This is a genomic window from Hymenobacter jeongseonensis, assembly GCF_015694725.1.
GTDB classification, from domain to species: domain Bacteria; phylum Bacteroidota; class Bacteroidia; order Cytophagales; family Hymenobacteraceae; genus Hymenobacter; species Hymenobacter jeongseonensis.
The window spans coordinates 39433-57548 of record NZ_JADQDQ010000008.1 but is presented as its reverse complement, the minus strand read 5'-3'; the positions used below and the strand labels follow the sequence as shown (position 1 = coordinate 57548).

Genomic DNA, 18116 nt, shown 5'->3' with positions numbered 1-18116 from the left:
CGCCTTTTTTGTTGTGCGGAATCGGTTATTGCTTCAAGCCGGCTGGTACTCCCTGGGGGAAATCAGCGGCAATTTCCTGTTCCAGCTTGCCGATGCGGTTGCCGGGGTCGGGGTGCGTGCTCAGGAACTCCGGGGTGGAGCTGCGGCCACCGGCCTGCGCCAGAATGTTCATTACCTCAATCATGGCGCGGGGGTCGTAGCCGGCCTGGGGCGTAAAGTCAACAGCCAGTTTGTCGGCTTCCAACTCATCGTTGCGGCTGAAACGCATGCCGATTACTTTGGCAATGGCCGCCGCAATAGCCGCTTTGGCAATGGAACTACCGGGGCTATTGGGGTCGTAGGATGCAATGGTGGCTGCACCGGCCAGTCCCTGGGTTAGGTTTGATTTGGCCACCTGCGCGGCCGAGTGGCGGCCCACCACGTGGCCGACTTCGTGCGCCAATACTCCCGCCAGCTGGGCTTCGGTCTTAAGGTTCTTCAGCAAGCCTTCGGTAATGAAGATTTGGCCGCCGGGCAGCGCAAAGGCATTCACGGTTTTATCGTCGGCGAGAAGGTGAAACTGGAATTTATAAGGCGTCTGGCCGGCTTTGGTGGTGGAAATTATTTTCTGGCCTACCTGCTGCACCGCGGCCCGGGCTTGGGCGTTGGTGCTCACGCCGCCGTACTGGGCAGCCATGGAAGGAGCGGCTTGCACGCCCAAGGCTATTTCCTGGTCGGCGCTCATGCTCACGTGCTGGGTTTCGCCGGTCACCTCGTTTTTGGAGGTGTTGAAATAGTAGCCAAAAAGGGACACCGCCGCCACAATAATGGCAATGATGAAGCGGAGATTGAGTCGCATGGAATGAAAAAAGGGATAAGCGTGAGAGGCGCCGCCAGCGGCCCCGCCGCCGAACATTGCCCGATGGCCTTATAACGCACCCTTTTCGTTCTGGTTATTCTTCCGGCCCGCGTGGGCTAGCGCAACCCGGCAAAAGCCGTCACCGCCGTGTCCACGTTCAGCCACCGCGAGCGGTAGCCCGCGTCGGCCGGCCCGTGCAGGTACATGATGCTGCCGCCCTTGATGGCCTTCACAATGGCGGTGGTTTCGGCCACGGGCAGTGCCGGGCAGCCCTGGCTGCGGCCCAAGCGGCCGTGGGCCTTCACAAAGTCCTGGCACACATAATCGGCCCCGTGCACCACCACGGCGCGACTTTCGGCATTGGTATTGAACCCGGGGTCGAGACCCGAAAGCCGCAGCGAAAGCCCGTGCTTGCCGGTGTACGTGGTAGCCGCGGTGCGGTAAAATCCCAGGCTGCTCATCTCCGAGCCGCCCTTGTTGGAAAAAGAAACCGGGACATCGGCTCCGCTGGCTTTGCCGTGCGCCACCAGCGTGTGAAATAATACCTTCCCTTGCTCAACATTAATCACCCACAACCGCTTTTGGGTGCTGGGGCGGCTAAAGTCGATAAGGGTAAGGACGGGCGGGCTTGCCGTGCGTGCGCCTTCGGGCCGTAAATTATAATACCCTACCAAGCTCTGGCGAAAAACCGTGAGGGACAGCCCGGAGGCTCCCAAGCCGAGCCTGCTATAAAGCTGGGCAGTTTTTTGTTCAAATGCCGTCTGGTAGTAGGCCCGGCGGGCAGCAGGCGGTAATGCCGCTATTGCCGATTTAGAGACAGATTGCGCTGCCAGTTCGGCTGGGGAAAGTGCTAGAGATAATAGAATGCCGGCAACGAAAATATTTCTAAACATCAATAAAACAGTGCTACTGTGGTTTTTGAACAATTCTGAGTTGGCCTCTATACATAATCAGGCCAAATTTAGTGCTTAGATTCGTTCAAACCCCGGTGCCAGGCACTGTATTTTTATTATTAAACCCCATGGGCACTACTTTTTTTTCGCCTCGGTACATGCGCCAGCTGCTGCCCGTTCTAGCCGGCATCCTCCTGAACGGGTGTGGCCACGCCCTCCCTGAAGTGCCCGGATTCGACGCCACCACGTGGCGCAGCGACCCCTACGCCTGCCGCAATTTGCGCCGCACCGCCGTGCCTGCCCTGGTGCGAGCCAAAGAACAACTCTACGAAGCCCGGGCCAACGATGTAACCGCCCTACTCGGCCCGCCCGATGAAGAAGAACTCCGCGCCGGCACCGAAAAAGTGTACTACTATTATCTGGAGCCCGGAACGCAATGCGAAGCCCGCCACGCGCGCTCTGGGGCAGCCTGCCTCAGCATACGGTTTGGCCCCATTGGCACCGTCACCGAAGTGTTAGCCGACCCGCTACGGATACAAAACCCCTAAAAAAAGCCCGCTACGATAATAGCGGGCTTTTTTATATCCAGCAGTGTCAAAAGCAGGTATGCTTAGCCGAGGCCGTGCCCAGGCTCATTGGAGCCGGCTGGGTGGTCGTTGCTGTGCTGCAACTGGCTTAGCTGCGAAGGCGTGAGAATGCGGCTGCACTCCTGCTCAAACTGTGCTTCCAGTTCGGCCACTTTCGAAGCGCGAGTAGCTTCGTCGCCTCTATACTCGCGGGCTATGCTTTTGAGGGTAACCAACTTAGTGCGGTTCAGGGCGAGTAGACTGAGAAACTGACCTTCATTAAGGTGAAGCCGATTGCTCATTTCCCGCGTGATGACCAGCGCATCGTCGTCGGCCGATTTGCTTATTGAAGCGAGACTGAAAGTCGGGTGTTCGGCGAGGCGGTCAGCCATTTGGGCTTGGGCAGAAAACGAACTCGAAACGAGAAAAAACAGAACGAGAGAAAATATAACTTTATACATAAAAAAGCAGAGATTGGGGTGAAAATTCCTGCGCCGTTTTTGATTAACAGCAGAAAGGTAGTGGATAGTTTCTGTTTTGTCTAATTTTATTTATACAACATGTATTGCTACTATATATCGGACAAACAAAAAACGGCCTCAATTGAGGCCGTTTTCATTGCTACACCCAGGTATTATTGAATAGCGCTAATCAAGGCTGGTAATCGGTTGGTGGTCGGGGCTCTTATAATACTGCATTGCAATAAGTGAGACAATTACGCCCGTCATCGAACCCAGCAGGATAATGCCCAAGCCCCCGATGAGGATGCCCAAGTCGGCACCGAACAAGTCGCGGGCCTGAATCCGCTCAACGGACCCCATCACGCCTTTGCTAAGGCCGCCCAGCAACCAGAAAAATATCGCCAACAAGACCGAGGCCACAATCGCCGTCACGATGCCCGTGCCGAAGCCCTGCAGGTAGCTCATGCGGTTGCCGCGGGACTTTTTGAAGCGCTTAATTGCCAGCACCACGCCCACGGCCAGAATCACCAAATCGAGGGTACCGGCCTCAATTTGGTCGAGGAAGCCAGCCAGCGCCGCAATGCCAGTGTAGGCCATCAGCACGATGGCTGTGAGAATGCCCAAGCGCAGGCCGTTGTTTTCGGGAGTTATTGAATGGTCAGCCATGCTCGTGGGGTGCGTTAAGTGAGTGAAAGTGGAAGTGGGTATCACGTTGTTACGCATTTTATACTTGCTCTCGTGCTCAGAGGTTATCGGAAGGCTTTTCGGAGGGATTGGCTGATAATATTGCGCCCGGGCGAGGGCACTATTTTGACCGTAAGGCCGTTATTTCCGCTCGAATTGGCCATTACTTTTCCGTGCGAAATTTTGGCCCGCCTCCTGTTGCGTAATTTTGGGGCCCGCGGCGCGCACATGCGCGTGTTTTTTAAAGTTTGCCATTATTTTTTGACTGAATGATTTCGACCACCAATGTGAGCCTGCGCTACGGCAAGCGCATCCTGTTTGAAGACGTTACCGCTAAATTCCTGCCGGGCAACTGCTACGGCCTCATCGGGGCCAACGGTGCGGGCAAATCCACGTTCCTGAAAATCCTCTCCGGCGAGCTGGAGCCCAACACCGGCTCGGTAGAAATGCCAGCCGGCCAGCGCTTGGCGGTACTGAAGCAGAACCAGTTTGCCTACGACGAGCAGCCCGTGCTGCAAACCGTGATTCAGGGCCACCAGCGCCTGCACGCGGTGATGACCGAAAAGGACGCCCTCTACGCCAAAGCCGATTTCTCGGATGCCGACGGCGAGCGCGCCGCTGAGCTGGAAGGCGAATTTGCCGACCTCGAGGGCTGGAACGCGGAGTACGAAGCCGCTGAGCTGCTCTCGGGCCTCGGCATTGTGGAAGACAAGCACCACTCGCTGATGGCCGACCTCGGCGCCAGCGAGAAAGTACGCGTGCTGCTGGCCCAGGCCCTGTTTGGCAACCCCGACGTGCTGCTGCTCGACGAACCAACCAACAACTTGGACGCAGAGAGCGTGCTGTGGCTGGAAAACTTCCTCGACTCGTTTCAGAACACGGTGATTGTGGTGAGCCACGACCGCCACTTCCTCGACGCCGTGTGCAACTACATGGCCGATTTGGACTTCGGCAAAATCACGATGTACCCCGGCAACTACACGTTCTGGTACGAAAGCAGCCAGATGGTGCTGCGCCAGCGCCAGGATGCCAACAAGAAAACCGAAGACCGCCGCAAAGAGCTCGAAGAGTTCGTGCGCCGCTTCTCGGCCAACGCTTCGAAGTCGAAACAGGCTACCAGCCGCCAGAAACTGTTGCAGAAGCTGACGCTGGAAGACATCAAGCCCAGCTCGCGCCGCTACCCGTACATCGCCTTCAAAAGCGAGCGCGAGCCTGGCAACCAGTTGCTGAGCGTGGAAAACCTGAGCGCGAAAGTGGACGGCCAGACGATTTTCAAAAACGTGTCTTTCACGCTCGATAAGAAGGACAAGGTGGCCATTGTGGGCCGCGACGACCGCGCCGCTTCCCTCCTCTTCGATATCATGTTTGGCGAAGCCACGCCGGCTACCGGCGAAGTAAAATGGGGCACCACCATCACGCCCAGCTACTTTCCGAAGGAAAACAACAGCTTCTTCCAGTCGGGCGACCTGAACCTGGTGGACTGGCTGCGGCAGTACTCCACCGATAAGGACGAGAGCTTCGTGCGTGGCTGGCTGGGCCGGATGTTGTTTTCGGGCGAAGAGTCGCAGAAGAAATCCAACGTGCTGAGCGGGGGTGAGAAAGTGCGTTGCATGCTCTCGAAAATGATGCTGGAAGGCGGCAACGTGCAGGTTTTGGACGACCCTACCAACCATTTGGACCTGGAAAGCATCACTGCTCTAAACAACGCCCTGCGCGACTACCCCGGCTCGCTCTTGTTTGCCTCGCACGACTTGCAGTTCATCGACACCGTGGCCAATCGCATTATCGAACTCACGCCCGATGGCATCATCGACCGCCGCATGAACTACGAAGAGTACCTGGCCGACGAAACGCTGAAAGCCCAGCGCCAGAAAATGTATAAAGTGGCCTAACCTTTTTTGGGTTGGTCCGGATTGCAGAATGAGAGATGGGATTTCATCTCTCATTCTTTTTCACGAGTGCTTCGTTCTTCCTTTTTCTTCTTGCTAAGCATGCCCATGAAACTCCCGCTGCTTCCCCTGCTGCTCCTTGCTGGCGTGGCCCTTCTACCTGCCCACAGCGCCCTGGCGCAGGAAAAGCCGGTGCTAAACACCGCGCCTCCCGGGCCGCCGGCCACGCCACCGCGCCCCACCGAGCCCACGCCGGCTACTACTCCGCCTCCAGCGGCGGCCCCAGAGCCAGTTGCGGCCCCTGCAGCCCAGCCCACGCCCGATAGCCCCTCGGGCCTGGATTTCCCCAACCGCAAGGCCACCAAGGCCGGCGGCGCGGAGGACAAGCCCCCAACGAAGAAATTCCTTTATACCAATTTTGGCTTGGGCTTCGCTTCGAACGATGGGCTCAACCAATTCAACGTAAGCGCCGCGCCGGCCATAGGATTCCGCATCACCGACAAGTTTGCCGTTGGGCCGGGCATTTCCTATGCCTATAGCAGCTTCAGCTTAAGCAACGATGCGAAGAAGGCCGGTTTTACGCTGAACAGCCAAGGCGACAACAGCATCAAATCAAGCAGCATTGGCTTGAAGGCTTTTGCGCAGTACATCGTCTACAAAGAGTTTTTTGTACACGCCGAATACGAAGTCACCAACGCCGAGTTGATTGACTTTGACCCCAGCAATGGCTATTATAAGTTAAAGCGCACCGTAACTACCCCGCTCGCGGGTGTTGGCTACCGCTCCCCCATGGGCCAGAACGCGGCCTTTGACATTGTTGCGCTGTATAATTTCGACAACACCCTGTATGCCCTGTACCCAGGAATTGTGCTGCGCTTTAGCTTTCTGTACAACTTCGGGAAATAAAGATTTTCAAACTCCACAAAAAAGCCGCCCCGATTGCTCGGGGCGGCTTTTTGTATCTATTACAGTCGGAAACTGTCGTTAGACAGCGCTTCGGCCGCTGATAACACGCAGCAAGATTGCAATGATGGCAATTACCAGCAGCGTGTGAATGATGCCACCGGTATAGAAGCCACCAAAGTAGCTGATAGCCCAGATGATGACCAAAACGACGGCGATGATATAGAGGAGGTTACCCATGACTAGAGAGAGTGAAAGGAGGTGAAAGAAAAAGTGTCTCTGCGGCTTTGTACGCGGCTTCTTTCAAAAGGATATAATAACCGAAAAAATATTTTTCACGATGCAAACAAAACCGCTGGTTGCTAATAGCCCTCGTAGCTTTGCCGCACGGGCCAACTGGCCGCTAACCTCCACACCCTCCCTCTTTTCCCACTAGTTATGAACGTAGCCGTTATTGGTTCCGGCACCATGGGCAATGGCATTGCCCACGTCTTTGCACAACACGGTTTTACCGTGGCGCTCATCGACATCAGCCAGCCAGCTTTGGACCGTGCGCTGGGCACCATCACTAAAAACCTGGACCGCCAGGTAGCTAAAGCTACACTAAGCGAAGACGATAAAACCACCACTTTGGGCCGCCTTAAGACCTACACTTCCTTGGAAGCCGGCGTTGCGGGGGCCGCGCTGGTGGTTGAAGCCGCCACCGAAAACTTAGACCTGAAACTGCAAATTTTCCGCGACCTAGACCAGTACGCGCCCGCTGAAGCCATTTTGGCTTCTAACACTTCCTCCATTTCCATCACCAAGATTGCGGCAGTCACGAAGCGTCCCCAGCAGGTGATTGGCATGCACTTCATGAACCCCGTGCCGGTGATGAAGCTGGTCGAGGTGATTCGCGGCTACGCCACTTCCGACGCCGTGACGGCCAACGTAATGGAGCTGTCGCGCCAGCTGGGCAAAACTCCCACCGAAGTCAACGATTACCCAGGTTTCGTGGCCAACCGCATTTTGATGCCCATGATTAACGAGGCCATCATCTCGCTTTTCGAAGGCGTGGCGGGCGTGGAAGAAATTGACACGGTGATGAAACTGGGCATGGCGCACCCCATGGGCCCGCTGCAATTGGCCGATTTTATTGGCCTGGACGTGTGCCTAGCCATTCTGCGGGTGTTGCACGACGGCTTGGGCAACCCCAAATACGCGCCCTGCCCGCTACTAGTGAACATGGTAATGGCCGGCCGCCTGGGTGCCAAATCCGGCGAAGGCTTCTACCAATACACGGCCGGCTCGAAGGAGTTGGTTTTGGCGGAGCGTTTCCGCAAATAGCGAACTGCTCCGTTAAGGAACGTCCTGCTTCATCCTGCGTCCGCGCAGCCGAAGCAGGACGTTCTGTTTATGGTGATTTTCGGTAAGAAAAATAACTTCCGCTGCGTCTGGCGCGTTGTCTACCCAACCAACGAATCAACATCCTACCTATGCAAAAAGCAACATTTGGCGCCGGCTGCTTCTGGTGCGTCGAAGCCGTATTTCAGAACCTGAACGGCGTGAAGAAAGTGGTATCCGGCTACGCCGGCGGCCGCATCGCCAACCCTACCTATAAAGAAGTGTGCAGCGGCCTCACGGGCCACAACGAGGTGATTGACATCACCTTCGACCCCGCCGTCATCAGCTACAAGGAACTGCTCGAAATCTTCTGGAAAACCCACGACCCCACCACCCTCAACCGCCAGGGCAACGACGTGGGCACACAGTACCGCTCGGGCATCTACTACCACAACGACGAACAGAAGCAATTAGCGGAGGAGTACAAGCAGAAACTTAACGACAACCACGCCTTCCCCAACCCCGTGGTGACCGAGATTCTGCCCGCTCCCACCTTCTACCCCGCCGAGGATTACCACCAGAACTACTTTAACCTGCACGGCCACGAGCCCTATTGCCAGTTTGTGGCCCGCCCTAAGGTGGACAAGGTGAAAGCGCTGTTTGGCGACAAGTTGAAGGCGGGCGTATAGGAAAACGTCATTAAGCAAAAGGCCCCGCCTCCATTTCGGAAGCGGGGCCTTTTGCTTATCTATTTGAACTAGGATTATTAGACCGAAACCCCAAAGTCCCGCAACGCGTCATTGAGCGAAGTTTTCAAATCGGTGCTGGGCTTGCGCTGGCCAATGATGAGGGCGCAAGGAACCTGGTATTCGCCGGCCGGGAACTGCTTGGGAATGGAACCGGGAATCACCACCGAGCGCGGCGGCACGTAGCCGCGGTACTCTTTGGGCTCGCTGCCCGTCACGTCGATGATTTTCGTGCTGCCCGTGATGGTGACACCGGCGCCGATGACCGCTTCTTTGCCAATGCGGCAGCCTTCCACCAAAATACTGCGGGACCCGATGAAGGCGCCGTCTTCGATAATAACCGGGGCTGCCTGCACGGGCTCCAGCACGCCGCCCAAGCCCACGCCGCCGCTCAAATGCACACCCTTGCCCACTTGGGCGCAGGAGCCAACGGTGGCCCAGGTATCAACCATTGTGCCTTCGCCTACATAGGCGCCGATGTTGACGTAGCTGGGCATGAGGATGACGCCGGGAGCTAGAAATGCGCCGTAACGGGCCGTGGCGGGCGGTACCACGCGCACCTGCTGGCCCGCGTAGTCGGTTTTGAGGCGCATTTTGTCGTGGTATTCGAAAGGCCCAACCGACTCCGTTTGCATTTGCTGCAGCGGAAAGTAGAGAATGACGGCTTTTTTCACCCAATCGTTCACCTGCCACTCTTCGCCGTCGCCCAGGGGCTGGGCCACGCGCAGGCGGCCTTTGTCCAGTTCTTCGATGACGTGCGCGATGGCGGCTTGGGTGTCGGGGTTTTGGAGCAGGGCGCGGTCGGCCCAGGCTTGCTCAATCAGGGTTTGAAATTCGGACATGGGTACTAATCGTTAATCTGGCAAGCCACCGGAGAATGCCACGGCTCACTTAGAAGCGGCAAAACTAGCATCTTTGAGCCGTGCTTGGCTCCGGTTCTTCTCAATTGGTGGTGTTGCTGGCTTCGGTGTTGAAACCCGTAGACGACACGCGCATGCACGAAAAGTTTGCTCAAACCCTGCTCAGCCGGCCCAACACGCAGGTGCACGTAGTGGGCCGCGCCCCCGGCAATGCCCTCGACCGCAACTTACCCAAGGAATTTTTCCGCCTCCACCAGCACTCAATTTTCGAGGGTTCGCGCCTCAGCCTGAAACGCCTAATGGCCCAGTGGCGGTATTGGCGGCTGCTAAAGGCATTGCGGCCCGATATCGTCATCGTGCATGCGCCGGAGCTGTTGCCGCTCACCGTGCTGTGGCAAAAAATGAGCATAGGACGCAAATTCCTATATGATATCCGCGAGAATTACGCGCTGAATATTTCCACCCAACGCGTGTACGGAGGCATTACCCAGCGCTGGTTGGCTGCGGGCTTGCGCTGGGTCGAAGGCTGGGCAGCTGCCCAAGCCGCCGGCCTTATTCTGGCCGAAGCGAGCTATGCCGATGAACTGCCGTTTTTGGCAAAGCTGGACCCGAACCGCGTGGTTGTCATAGAAAACAAATACCAGCCAGACCCCGGAGAATCGGCAGCCACGCAAGCCCTCCAATTACCCTACACCGTGCGTCCGATACGCGTTTTATACTCGGGCACCATATCGGAGCTCAACGGCGTGTGGGAAGCCATTGCGTTCACGGAACAGCTGCACTGGGCATGGCCAGGTGGGGCTCACCTCACCATCGTTGGGTTTTGCCAGCAGCCAAATTTACTTCGTCGACTTCAGGAAAAAGTAGCGGCGCACCCGGCTTGGTTGACCCTAGTTGGCGGGGCTGAGCCGGTGCCACATGCGCGTATTGTGGCCGAAATAAATCGGAGTCACCTGGGGCTGCTGCCTTACCGGCCGCACCCGAGCACGGAACGCTGCCGCCCCACCAAGCTGTTTGAGTATTTGGCGCACGGCTTGCCCCTCATTTCTTCCCCTAATGCGCTGTGGCAAGCACTGCTGAGTAAACACGGGGCGGGCTGGCAACTTGATTTTACCCAGCCCCTCGACCGCACGGCAGTTGTGGCCCGCTTGCAAACCAGCAATTTTTATCCTTTGGGCGTGCCAACTGAGGTTCTGTGGACCGAGGAAGGGAAAAAATTGTGGCTTTTGCTGGATTCTCTCGTTTAACCTGCCACCTTTGCCCCCCGTTTTACGTCAAGTGCGCAACTTGTCGTTTTCGGCAGGCAGTCCCACCAGTACCATCACCCAGAATTCCCATTCATTTTCCGTCATCCATGGCAACCTTACGTCAGTCTTACATTGCCGGTGTCGGCCATTACGTTCCCAGCCGGGTAGTTACCAACGCCGAGCTGGAGCCCATGATGAATACGTCCGACGCTTGGATTCAGGAACGGACCGGTATCAAGGAGCGGCGCTGGTTTGAAGAGGGCAAAGACACCACGGCCAACATGGGCGCCAACGCCGCCCGCAAAGCCCTTGAAATGGCCGGCGTGACGCCCGACGACGTGCAGCTGATAGTTTTTGCCACGCTCTCGCCCGATTACTTCTTTCCCGGTTCCGGCGTGCTGCTGCAGCGCGAGCTGGGCATGAAGAACAACGCGCCTGCCTTGGATGTGCGCAACCAGTGCTCTGGGTTTATCTACGCCCTGTCGGTGGCCGACCAATTTGTGCGCACCGGCATGTACGATACCGTGCTAGTAGTGGGCTCTGAAATCCATTCTTCCGGCCTCGACAAGTCGCCCGAGGGCCGGGGCGTTTCCGTCATCTTTGGTGATGGCGCCGGTGCCGTCGTATTGCGCCCCAGCACCGAGGAAGGCCGTGGCATTCTCAGCACCCACCTGCACTCGCAAGGCGAGTACGCTGAAGAACTGATTGTGAAGGAACCCGGCTCGAACCGAGCCAACCGTTTGCAACACGTGCTCGACAATCCCCAGGAGCTTTATCCGTACATGAACGGCCAGAACGTGTTCAAACACGCAGTGGTGCGTTTTCCACAGGTTATCAAGGAGGCCTTGGACCAGAACGGGTACGCCGCTACCGATATCGATATGCTCATTCCGCACCAGGCCAACTTGCGCATTACGCAATACGTGCAGCAGAAAATGGGCCTTTCGGATGACAAAGTGTACAGCAACGTCCAGCGCTACGGCAACACCACCGCCGCCTCCGTTCCCATTGCACTGAGCGAGGCCGTACAGGAAGGCAAGATTAAGAAAGGCGACTTGGTTTGCCTAGCCGCGTTCGGCAGCGGCTTCACGTGGGCATCGGCACTGCTGAAATTCTAGTGCCCGCGCAATTGAAAAGGAAGCGTTAACCAGCGAAAGTGGCCGGCCAACCACAACGAGGCTATCACAGCTCGCCAGTTAGTTCTACCTTTTTAATTTTACCCGAAGAAGATGCCCAGCCACACCGAAGAGAACTACCTTAAAGCAATCTATAAGCTGGCCGAGGCCGAGCCCGACAATACCGGCGTCAGCACCAACCGCATTGCCGCCGCGCTCGACACCCGCGCGGCTTCGGTGACGGACATGCTCCGCCGCTTGGCCGACAAGGGCCTCCTCGCCTACGAGCGGTACCGCGGGGTGCAACTCACGGCTGAGGGCCAGCGCCTGGCCCTGCTCACCATCCGCAAGCACCGCCTGTGGGAGGTGTTCCTCGTGCAGCAGCTAGGCTTCAATTGGGACGAGGTGCACGAAGTCGCGGAGGAGTTGGAGCACGTGCAGTCGCCGCTGCTCATGCGGCGGCTTGATGCCTTTCTGGGCCATCCGGCGCTCGACCCGCACGGCGACCCCATTCCGGCCGAGGACGGGGCCATGCGCCGCCCCGCGCACCGCCTCCTGGCCGACCTTGCCGTGGGTGACCGGGGCACCTTGGCCGCCGTAAAAAACACGACTGCCCCTTTCCTGCAATACCTCGACAAAGTTGGATTACAGCTCGGCGCCTTAGTTGAAGTCCTGGACAAGGTGACCTTCGACAACTCTTTCGAAATCAGAGTAAATAAAGAGCGCACCGCTTTGATTTCGGCTGAAGTAAGCTGCAACTTATTCGTAACCGAATAACCTCTTTCACGGATTCAATCGCACAATCCGAGCACCCTAAGTAAACCGAGCGTAGCCGTGGTTCAGCCCATTTTTTCCGATACCATTGTCGCGTTGTCTACGCCGCCGGGCGCGGGAGCCTTGGCCGTCATTCGCTTATCCGGCGCCGCAGCTATTGCTCTCACGGCTTCCGTTTTTTCCAAGAAAAGCCTACCCACGGCTGCGGGCCACACCCTGCATTACGGCACCTTGCGCGACCCCAACAGCGGTGAGATTCTCGATGAAGTAGTGGTGGCCTTGTACCGAAATCCCCGCTCCTTCACCCGCGAAGACGTGGTGGAAATCAGCTGCCACGGCTCCGACTACGTGGTGCGTCAGGTCTTGGCCCTGTTCCTTCGGCAAGGCGCCCGCCTGGCCGAAGCCGGCGAGTTCACCAAGCGCGCTTTCTTGAACGGCGCCATGGACTTGGCCCAGGCCGAAGCCGTAGCCGACCTCATTGCCTCCGATTCGGCCCTGAGCCACCGCGTGGCGCTGAACCAGCTTCGGGGCGGATTCTCACAGGAGCTGCGCGAACTCCGCGGCCGGCTCATCAAATTTGCCGCCCTGCTGGAACTTGAGCTCGATTTTGGCGAAGAGGACGTCGAATTTGCCGACCGCACGGGCTTGGCGCACTTGCTGGCCGAAGTGCGCCGCGTGGTGGCAGCCTTGCTCCGTTCGTTTGAATTGGGCAACGTTATCAAAAACGGTATCACTGCCGTCATTGCCGGCCGGCCAAACGCGGGCAAGTCCACCCTGCTCAACGCACTTTTGCGCGAGGAGCGCGCCATTGTATCGGCCATTCCGGGCACCACCCGCGACTTTATCGAGGACGAAATAAGCCTCGATGGCCTGCGTTTCCGTTTTGTCGACACCGCCGGCCTGCGCGATAACCCTGCCGATGAAGTAGAAGCCATCGGTGTAAGCCGGACCCGGCAGCGTGTGCGACAAGCGGCCTTGTTGCTCTATCTCTTCGACCTAAGTGAAATGACGCCGGCCGAGGTGCAGCGTGAAATCCAGGAGTTGACAGAGGGCTTGGACCTGCCGGTAATGGCGGTGGGCAACAAAACTGATTTATCCACTACCGAAGCGCTGGCTGCGTTTGAAACAACGTTTCGGGCGGAACATTCCCTGACTGCCAGTTCCGCGCCGCTGGTTTTTGTGGCCGCTAACCAGCAAATTGGATTGGATGCCTTGCAAACGGCTTTGCTGGCCCAGGTGCGTGGTTCCGCGCTGGAAAACACCGCGTCAGCCACCATCGTGACCAACGTGCGCCACGCCCGCGCCCTCGAAACTGCCGCCGCGCACCTTGCGGCTGTGCAGGCGGGCCTCGACACCGGCCTGGGCACCGAATTACTAGCCGCCGACTTGCGGCACGCCCTGGCCGCGCTGGGCGAGATAACCGGCGAAATTTCTTCCGAAGACCTTCTCACCAGCATTTTCACCCAGTTCTGCATCGGCAAATAAGAATCTGGACGGCGCTGCTTTCATTTATTATCGAACATCTCTTCTACTTCACCTGTACTAAAGCCTATGCAAACGGCCGGAAAGTTTCCCGGCTTACGGCTTATGCCTTAGTTTCGCACTGTAATTTCTCTTTCATCACTCCCGCCCATGGCAGAATCTGCTGAACTTATCCTCGACGGCAAATCCATCACCTTGCCCGTCATTGAAGGCACCGAACACGAAAAAGCATTTGATATCGGCAAACTGCGCGACCAAACTGGCTACGTTACCCTCGATTCGGGCTACAAGAACACCGGTGCTACCAAGAGTGCCATCACTTTCCTCGACGGAGAAGAAGGCATCCTGCGGTACCGCGGCTATCCAATTGAGCAACTGGCTGAAAAATCGAGCTTCCTTGAAGTTGCCTACCTGCTGATTTACGGTGCCCTGCCCACCAAGGAGGAATTCGACGGTTTCAAGTACAGCATCACGCAGCACACCCTCGTGCACGAGGACATCCGCAAGATTCTCGACGGTTTCCCGTCGTCGGCCCACCCCATGGGCATCTTGTCGTCGCTCATTTGCTCGCTGACGGCGTTCTACCCCAAGAGCATCGCCCCCGAAATCAGCAAGGAAGAGTTGGATTTGAACATCGTGCGCCTGATGGCCAAGATTTCGACCATCGCCGCGTGGAGCTACAAAAATTCGGTGGGCCACCCGCTCATCTACCCGCGCAACGACCTGGATTATTGCGCCAACTTCCTCTACATGATGTTCAGCTTCCCCACCGAGAAGTATGACATCAACCCCATCGTGGTTAGCGCCCTCAATAAGCTGCTCATTCTGCACGCCGACCACGAGCAGAACTGCTCCACTAGCACGGTGCGCTTGGTAGGCTCGGCCAACGCCAGCCTCTACGGTTCGGTTTCGGCCGGCATCAACGCCCTTTGGGGCCCGCTGCACGGCGGTGCCAACCAGGAAGTTGTTGAGATGCTGGAAGCCATTGAGGCCGATGGCGGCGACACCAGCAAGTGGATTGCCAAAGCCAAGGATAAAAATGACTCGTTCCGCCTCATGGGCTTCGGGCACCGCGTTTACAAGAACTTCGACCCCCGTGCCACCATCATCAAAAAGGCGGCCGACGAAGTGCTGCAGGCCCTGGGCCTGCAAGACAGCCCCCTGCTGAAAATTGCTCAGGAACTCGAGCAAGCGGCCTTAACGGACCAGTATTTCATCGAGCGCAAGCTATACCCGAACGTCGACTTCTACTCCGGCATCATCTACAAAGCTCTGGGCATTCCTACTGAGATGTTCACGGTAATGTTTGCCTTGGGCCGCCTGCCCGGCTGGATTGCCCAGTGGAAGGAAATGCGCGAGAACAAAGAGCCCATCGGCCGTCCCCGTCAGATTTACACCGGCGAATTGGAGCGCGACTACGTATCCATCACAGAGCGCGCCTAGGCAAATCCTGGTTGTTGCCAACTATAAACAAAAAGCCCGCTCTAAGAGCGGGCTTTTTCGTGTCCGGGGAATTTGCAAGGGAATCCCTCCCCTACTTCAGGCGGTGCGCGGTAAAGTTGGTGCGGAGGGCTTGGTAAGCCAGCAATTGATGTGGCTTGAGCAAGAACATGAGCTCGCTCTCGTAGCGCTGCTGCGCCCAGGAAAGCTGGGCATCACGCTCTTCGGCACTGGCACCATTGAGCAGAATCTCCAAGTCGCGACGCTCCGTGAGCATGTTGAGGTGCAACTGCTTCACGGCGAGGTATTGGGCCTCATTGAAGTGGATGCGGTCGGCCAGGGCCCGAGTGAGCGTGGTGGCCCGGCTCATCATTGCCTGCGAGTAAGAACCGTCGCCAGGACCAGCTGCGTTGGCGGCTGGGGCGAAGCTAACGCCCGCAGCAATGCATGTAGCCAAGAACAAATTTTTCATGGGTTGGGAGTTGAAGGTGAAAAGATTTGTGAGAAAGCCAAGTGGTTAGTGTTTGACTGGACCAAACGTAAGCACAATTTATTTTTGAACGAAAAATATTTTTTTTGGCACTTTTTGCATTCAGCAATTCCCCTCAACACTTATAAGAATCTCATTTCAAATGACTTGAATTGTTTAAAAAAACAGTGCCCTTAAGCAAAAAAAAAGCTTGCCAACGGGCAAGCCATATTAATTCCCCACCAAAATGATATTATATTTTCACTTGTTTAAAGCAACACTTTAAGTAAAAGCCAACGAATAATCAATTTTTGACATTTGGCTTTTCCCAAGAAGGACGTCCCAAACCGTATGCAAATATCCTGGCCTTATCTAAAAAGCCGTTGTAAAACCGCTGGTCCGTTTTTCTCAGGAGCCTGAATTGGTCGCTGCCAAGTGCCAGCGCCGGCTTATAGAATGCGTAACTCGATACGCCGGTTCAGTTGCCGGTTGGCTTCGCTATCGTTGGCCGCCAACGGGTTCCGGTCGCCGTAGCCTTTGGCGCGCAAGCGTGCGGGCGGAATGCCGTGGCTCGACAGGTACGTAACAACGGATTCAGCCCGCCGCTCCGAAAGCTGCAGATTTGCCTCGGGGGTACCCACGTTATCGGTAAAGCCCGAAACCTGAATCTGCACATCCTGGTACTGCCGCAAAAACTCGATGAGGCGGTTTAATTCGGTTCTTGATTTTGGCTTGAGGTCGTACTTGTTCGTATCAAAAAACAAGTTGTTCAGTACCACGCTCCGCCCCGAACGCACGGGCTCCAAGTAGATATCAAGGGTCAGCGGGTCAAACGCGTGCTTATCGGAATAGTCGAAACTGAGGCTTTTGAGCAGATATTTGTCGGCCGCTGCGTACATGGCGTAGTGGTGGCCCTCGTTCAGCACCACCGTGTAGTCGCCATACTCCGGGTCGGAAGTCACAAACTGGGTAAGCACATCGGTGTCAATGTCGTAGAGCTTGACTTCAGCTTTGAGCGGTTTCTTGGTGTTGGCGTCGAATACGCGCCCCTGCGTGTACGTGCTGGTTTCGCGGGCTTTCACCACCGTTGGCACCGCAAAGCTGAACAGCTCCACGGGCCGTTCGCGCACCATGCGCGAGCCCGCCGCCGGCTCGTCGGTGGCGCGGCTACGCGAGCAGAACCCCTTCTGGTTATCAGAAGTGATGAAGAGCGAGGCTTCGTTTTCAAAGGTATTGAGCGGGTAGCCCAAGTTCTTGGGTTCGCTCCACTTCCCGGCCACGACCTGCTCGCACCGAAAGACATCGAGCCCGCCCATGCCCACCAGCCCATCGGTTACATAATAAAGCGTGGTGCCGCTGGCGTGAATAAAGGGCGCCATGTCTTTGCCAGCGGTGTTGACGGGCGTGCCCAGATTTTGGGCTGGGCTCCAGCTGCCACTGGGCTGCAGGTTGGTCACATATATATCTTCTTGGCCCTGGCCACCGCGCCGCGTTGACGTGAAATACAGCGTACGGCCATCGGCGGATAGCGATGGCTGCGAGTCCCATTCCGTCGAATTCACGTTGATGCCCAGGTTGGCCGGTGCGCTCCAGTTGTTACCGGTGCGGCGCGAGATGTACAAATCGCAGTTTCCAATGGCTTTGGGCCGGTCGCAGGAAGCAAAAACCAAGGTTTTTCCATCCCCCGAAATGGTGCCTGCTCCTTCGTTGTAGCTCGTATTAATTGCCCGCGAAATGGGCACCGGCATGCCCAATGTGCCGTCCTTGTTTTGACGGCTCACAAACAAATCCTCGCCGCTACTCGCGGCCGGACGCCCCGTAAAGAGCAGAAACCGATTATCGGCCGTGAGCGCCGGAAAATACTGAAACTTGAAACTGTTCAGCGGAGCTGGCAATGGCACCGGCGCCTCACCCACGGGGTTTTTGATGGCTTCCAGCGCAAACTCGCACGTGCGCAGCTGTCGCTCCGACTTTGCCAGATTCCGGTGGGCTTTCGGGGCCACTTTCAGCAGCATTTTATAGGCATTCAGTGCCGTCTGGTACTCGCCGTAGCTCAGGGCCAAGTCGCCCAGCATCTGGTATTCGGAGGCGTGCGACGCATCGAGCGCCACCTTGCTGAGGCCGTCGCGGTAGGCCGCCAATGCCCCCCGGTTGTTCCCAATCGCCTTTAGCAGTGAGCCTTTCATCAAATACGCTTCCCCAAACGAGGGAAACTTTTCATTGAGCTGGTTTAGCGTTTCAATGGCTTTGATGAAGTCCCGCTCCTTGGTCTGTTGCTGCGCTTTTTCCAGCAGGTTGCGGGCCTTCGTGTTGGTAGGAGTCTGAACCTTAACGGGAATCTGGCTCGAGGCTGGGGCCACGAAGGCGAGCCACAGCAGAAACATCGTTCCGAGCCGCACGGCCCCCAACACTGAAATACCACGCAT

At 56.9% G+C, this 18116-nt stretch carries 18 protein-coding genes; 10 read left to right on the top strand and 8 right to left on the bottom strand.

What is annotated here, in order from left to right:
- Positions 1–25: 25 nt before the first annotated feature.
- Positions 26–838 (bottom strand): M48 family metalloprotease, encoded by an 813-nt coding sequence (locus I2I05_RS15745; RefSeq protein WP_196283216.1) that lies wholly within the window; start codon positions 836–838, stop codon positions 26–28.
- A 116-nt stretch (positions 839–954) separates the two neighbouring features.
- A complete protein-coding gene (locus I2I05_RS15740) occupies positions 955–1554 on the bottom strand; it encodes a murein L,D-transpeptidase catalytic domain family protein (protein WP_196283215.1) in 600 nt (199 codons plus the stop codon).
- A gap of 305 nt (positions 1555–1859) precedes the next feature.
- On the opposite strand from I2I05_RS15740, the gene I2I05_RS15735 reads away from it, so the two are divergent.
- Complete coding sequence (locus tag I2I05_RS15735) at positions 1860–2279, top strand: hypothetical protein (protein ID WP_196283214.1); 420 nt, start codon at positions 1860–1862, stop codon at positions 2277–2279.
- Positions 2280–2341: 62 nt separating this feature from the next.
- Here I2I05_RS15735 and I2I05_RS15730 read toward each other — a convergent pair whose 3' ends face one another.
- Together I2I05_RS15730 and I2I05_RS15725 are read right to left on the bottom strand one after the other, a co-directional pair.
- Positions 2342–2689 carry a hypothetical protein gene (locus I2I05_RS15730; protein ID WP_196283213.1) on the bottom strand — a complete coding sequence of 116 codons (348 nt, stop codon included), beginning with the start codon at positions 2687–2689 and terminating at the stop codon, positions 2342–2344.
- 255 nt (positions 2690–2944) lie between these two features.
- On the bottom strand, positions 2945–3424 hold the full coding sequence (locus tag I2I05_RS15725; RefSeq protein WP_196283212.1) for a DUF4199 domain-containing protein: 480 nt from the start codon (positions 3422–3424) through the stop codon (positions 2945–2947).
- A 287-nt stretch (positions 3425–3711) separates the two neighbouring features.
- Here I2I05_RS15725 and I2I05_RS15720 point away from each other — a divergent pair, with 287 nt between their 5' ends.
- Both I2I05_RS15720 and I2I05_RS15715 read left to right on the top strand, forming a co-directional pair.
- A complete protein-coding gene (locus tag I2I05_RS15720; RefSeq protein ID WP_196283211.1) occupies positions 3712–5334 on the top strand; it encodes an ABC-F family ATP-binding cassette domain-containing protein in 1623 nt (540 codons plus the stop codon).
- A gap of 99 nt (positions 5335–5433) precedes the next feature.
- Entirely contained in the window at positions 5434–6237 is an 804-nt protein-coding gene (locus I2I05_RS15715; RefSeq protein WP_196283210.1) for a hypothetical protein, read from the top strand.
- 78 nt (positions 6238–6315) lie between these two features.
- On the opposite strand, the gene I2I05_RS15710 is transcribed toward I2I05_RS15715, so the two are convergent.
- Positions 6316–6474, bottom strand: coding sequence for a lmo0937 family membrane protein (locus I2I05_RS15710; RefSeq protein WP_196283209.1), 159 nt, complete (start codon positions 6472–6474; stop codon positions 6316–6318).
- Positions 6475–6672: 198 nt separating this feature from the next.
- Between I2I05_RS15710 and I2I05_RS15705 the strand changes: the two genes are divergently transcribed.
- Together I2I05_RS15705 and msrA are read left to right on the top strand one after the other, a co-directional pair.
- A complete protein-coding gene (locus I2I05_RS15705) occupies positions 6673–7560 on the top strand; it encodes a 3-hydroxybutyryl-CoA dehydrogenase (protein WP_196283208.1) in 888 nt (295 codons plus the stop codon).
- A 149-nt stretch (positions 7561–7709) separates the two neighbouring features.
- Positions 7710–8246 carry a peptide-methionine (S)-S-oxide reductase MsrA gene (gene msrA, locus I2I05_RS15700; RefSeq protein WP_196283207.1) on the top strand — a complete coding sequence of 179 codons (537 nt, stop codon included), beginning with the start codon at positions 7710–7712 and terminating at the stop codon, positions 8244–8246.
- Between the two features lie 77 nt (positions 8247–8323).
- Here msrA and I2I05_RS15695 read toward each other — a convergent pair whose 3' ends face one another.
- The gene (locus I2I05_RS15695) at positions 8324–9145 is read right to left on the bottom strand and encodes a 2,3,4,5-tetrahydropyridine-2,6-dicarboxylate N-succinyltransferase (protein WP_196283206.1); all 822 of its coding nucleotides are present in this window, start codon (positions 9143–9145) and stop codon (positions 8324–8326) included.
- An 80-nt stretch (positions 9146–9225) separates the two neighbouring features.
- On the opposite strand from I2I05_RS15695, the gene I2I05_RS15690 reads away from it, so the two are divergent.
- The 5 genes from I2I05_RS15690 to I2I05_RS15670 all read left to right on the top strand — a co-directional run bounded on the left by I2I05_RS15690 (position 9226) and on the right by I2I05_RS15670 (position 15224).
- Positions 9226–10410: a glycosyltransferase gene (locus I2I05_RS15690; protein ID WP_196283205.1), complete on the top strand. Its 1185-nt coding sequence runs from the start codon at positions 9226–9228 to the stop codon at positions 10408–10410.
- Between the two features lie 107 nt (positions 10411–10517).
- The gene (locus tag I2I05_RS15685) at positions 10518–11528 is read left to right on the top strand and encodes a 3-oxoacyl-ACP synthase III family protein (protein ID WP_196283204.1); all 1011 of its coding nucleotides are present in this window, start codon (positions 10518–10520) and stop codon (positions 11526–11528) included.
- Between the two features lie 111 nt (positions 11529–11639).
- The gene (locus tag I2I05_RS15680) at positions 11640–12302 is read left to right on the top strand and encodes a metal-dependent transcriptional regulator (RefSeq protein WP_196283203.1); all 663 of its coding nucleotides are present in this window, start codon (positions 11640–11642) and stop codon (positions 12300–12302) included.
- A 57-nt stretch (positions 12303–12359) separates the two neighbouring features.
- Entirely contained in the window at positions 12360–13784 is a 1425-nt protein-coding gene (mnmE, locus tag I2I05_RS15675) for a tRNA uridine-5-carboxymethylaminomethyl(34) synthesis GTPase MnmE (RefSeq protein WP_317192358.1), read from the top strand.
- Between the two features lie 147 nt (positions 13785–13931).
- A complete protein-coding gene (locus I2I05_RS15670; RefSeq protein ID WP_196283202.1) occupies positions 13932–15224 on the top strand; it encodes a citrate synthase in 1293 nt (430 codons plus the stop codon).
- Positions 15225–15315: 91 nt separating this feature from the next.
- On the opposite strand, the gene I2I05_RS15665 is transcribed toward I2I05_RS15670, so the two are convergent.
- The gene (locus tag I2I05_RS15665; protein WP_196283201.1) at positions 15316–15693 is read right to left on the bottom strand and encodes a hypothetical protein; all 378 of its coding nucleotides are present in this window, start codon (positions 15691–15693) and stop codon (positions 15316–15318) included.
- 446 nt (positions 15694–16139) lie between these two features.
- Positions 16140–18116 (bottom strand): OmpA family protein, encoded by a 1977-nt coding sequence (locus I2I05_RS15660; RefSeq protein WP_230688365.1) that lies wholly within the window; start codon positions 18114–18116, stop codon positions 16140–16142.

Bases quoted from the DNA above. Each gene is read 5' to 3' on its own strand.
- I2I05_RS15685 (WP_196283204.1), top strand. From the start codon at position 10,518: ATGGCAACCTTACGTCAGTCTTACATTGCCGGTGTCGGCCATTACGTT.
- I2I05_RS15665 (WP_196283201.1), bottom strand. From the start codon at position 15,693: ATGAAAAATTTGTTCTTGGCTACATGCATTGCTGCGGGCGTTAGCTTC.
- I2I05_RS15720 (WP_196283211.1), top strand. From the start codon at position 3,712: ATGATTTCGACCACCAATGTGAGCCTGCGCTACGGCAAGCGCATCCTG.
- I2I05_RS15745 (WP_196283216.1), bottom strand. From the start codon at position 838: ATGCGACTCAATCTCCGCTTCATCATTGCCATTATTGTGGCGGCGGTG.
- I2I05_RS15710 (WP_196283209.1), bottom strand. From the start codon at position 6,474: ATGGGTAACCTCCTCTATATCATCGCCGTCGTTTTGGTCATCATCTGG.
- I2I05_RS15735 (WP_196283214.1), top strand. From the start codon at position 1,860: ATGGGCACTACTTTTTTTTCGCCTCGGTACATGCGCCAGCTGCTGCCC.
- I2I05_RS15715 (WP_196283210.1), top strand. From the start codon at position 5,434: ATGCCCATGAAACTCCCGCTGCTTCCCCTGCTGCTCCTTGCTGGCGTG.
- I2I05_RS15725 (WP_196283212.1), bottom strand. From the start codon at position 3,424: ATGGCTGACCATTCAATAACTCCCGAAAACAACGGCCTGCGCTTGGGC.
- I2I05_RS15660 (WP_230688365.1), bottom strand. From the start codon at position 18,116: ATGCGTGGTATTTCAGTGTTGGGGGCCGTGCGGCTCGGAACGATGTTT.
- I2I05_RS15670 (WP_196283202.1), top strand. From the start codon at position 13,932: ATGGCAGAATCTGCTGAACTTATCCTCGACGGCAAATCCATCACCTTG.
- msrA (WP_196283207.1), top strand. From the start codon at position 7,710: ATGCAAAAAGCAACATTTGGCGCCGGCTGCTTCTGGTGCGTCGAAGCC.
- I2I05_RS15705 (WP_196283208.1), top strand. From the start codon at position 6,673: ATGAACGTAGCCGTTATTGGTTCCGGCACCATGGGCAATGGCATTGCC.
- I2I05_RS15730 (WP_196283213.1), bottom strand. From the start codon at position 2,689: ATGGCTGACCGCCTCGCCGAACACCCGACTTTCAGTCTCGCTTCAATA.
- I2I05_RS15695 (WP_196283206.1), bottom strand. From the start codon at position 9,145: ATGTCCGAATTTCAAACCCTGATTGAGCAAGCCTGGGCCGACCGCGCC.
- I2I05_RS15680 (WP_196283203.1), top strand. From the start codon at position 11,640: ATGCCCAGCCACACCGAAGAGAACTACCTTAAAGCAATCTATAAGCTG.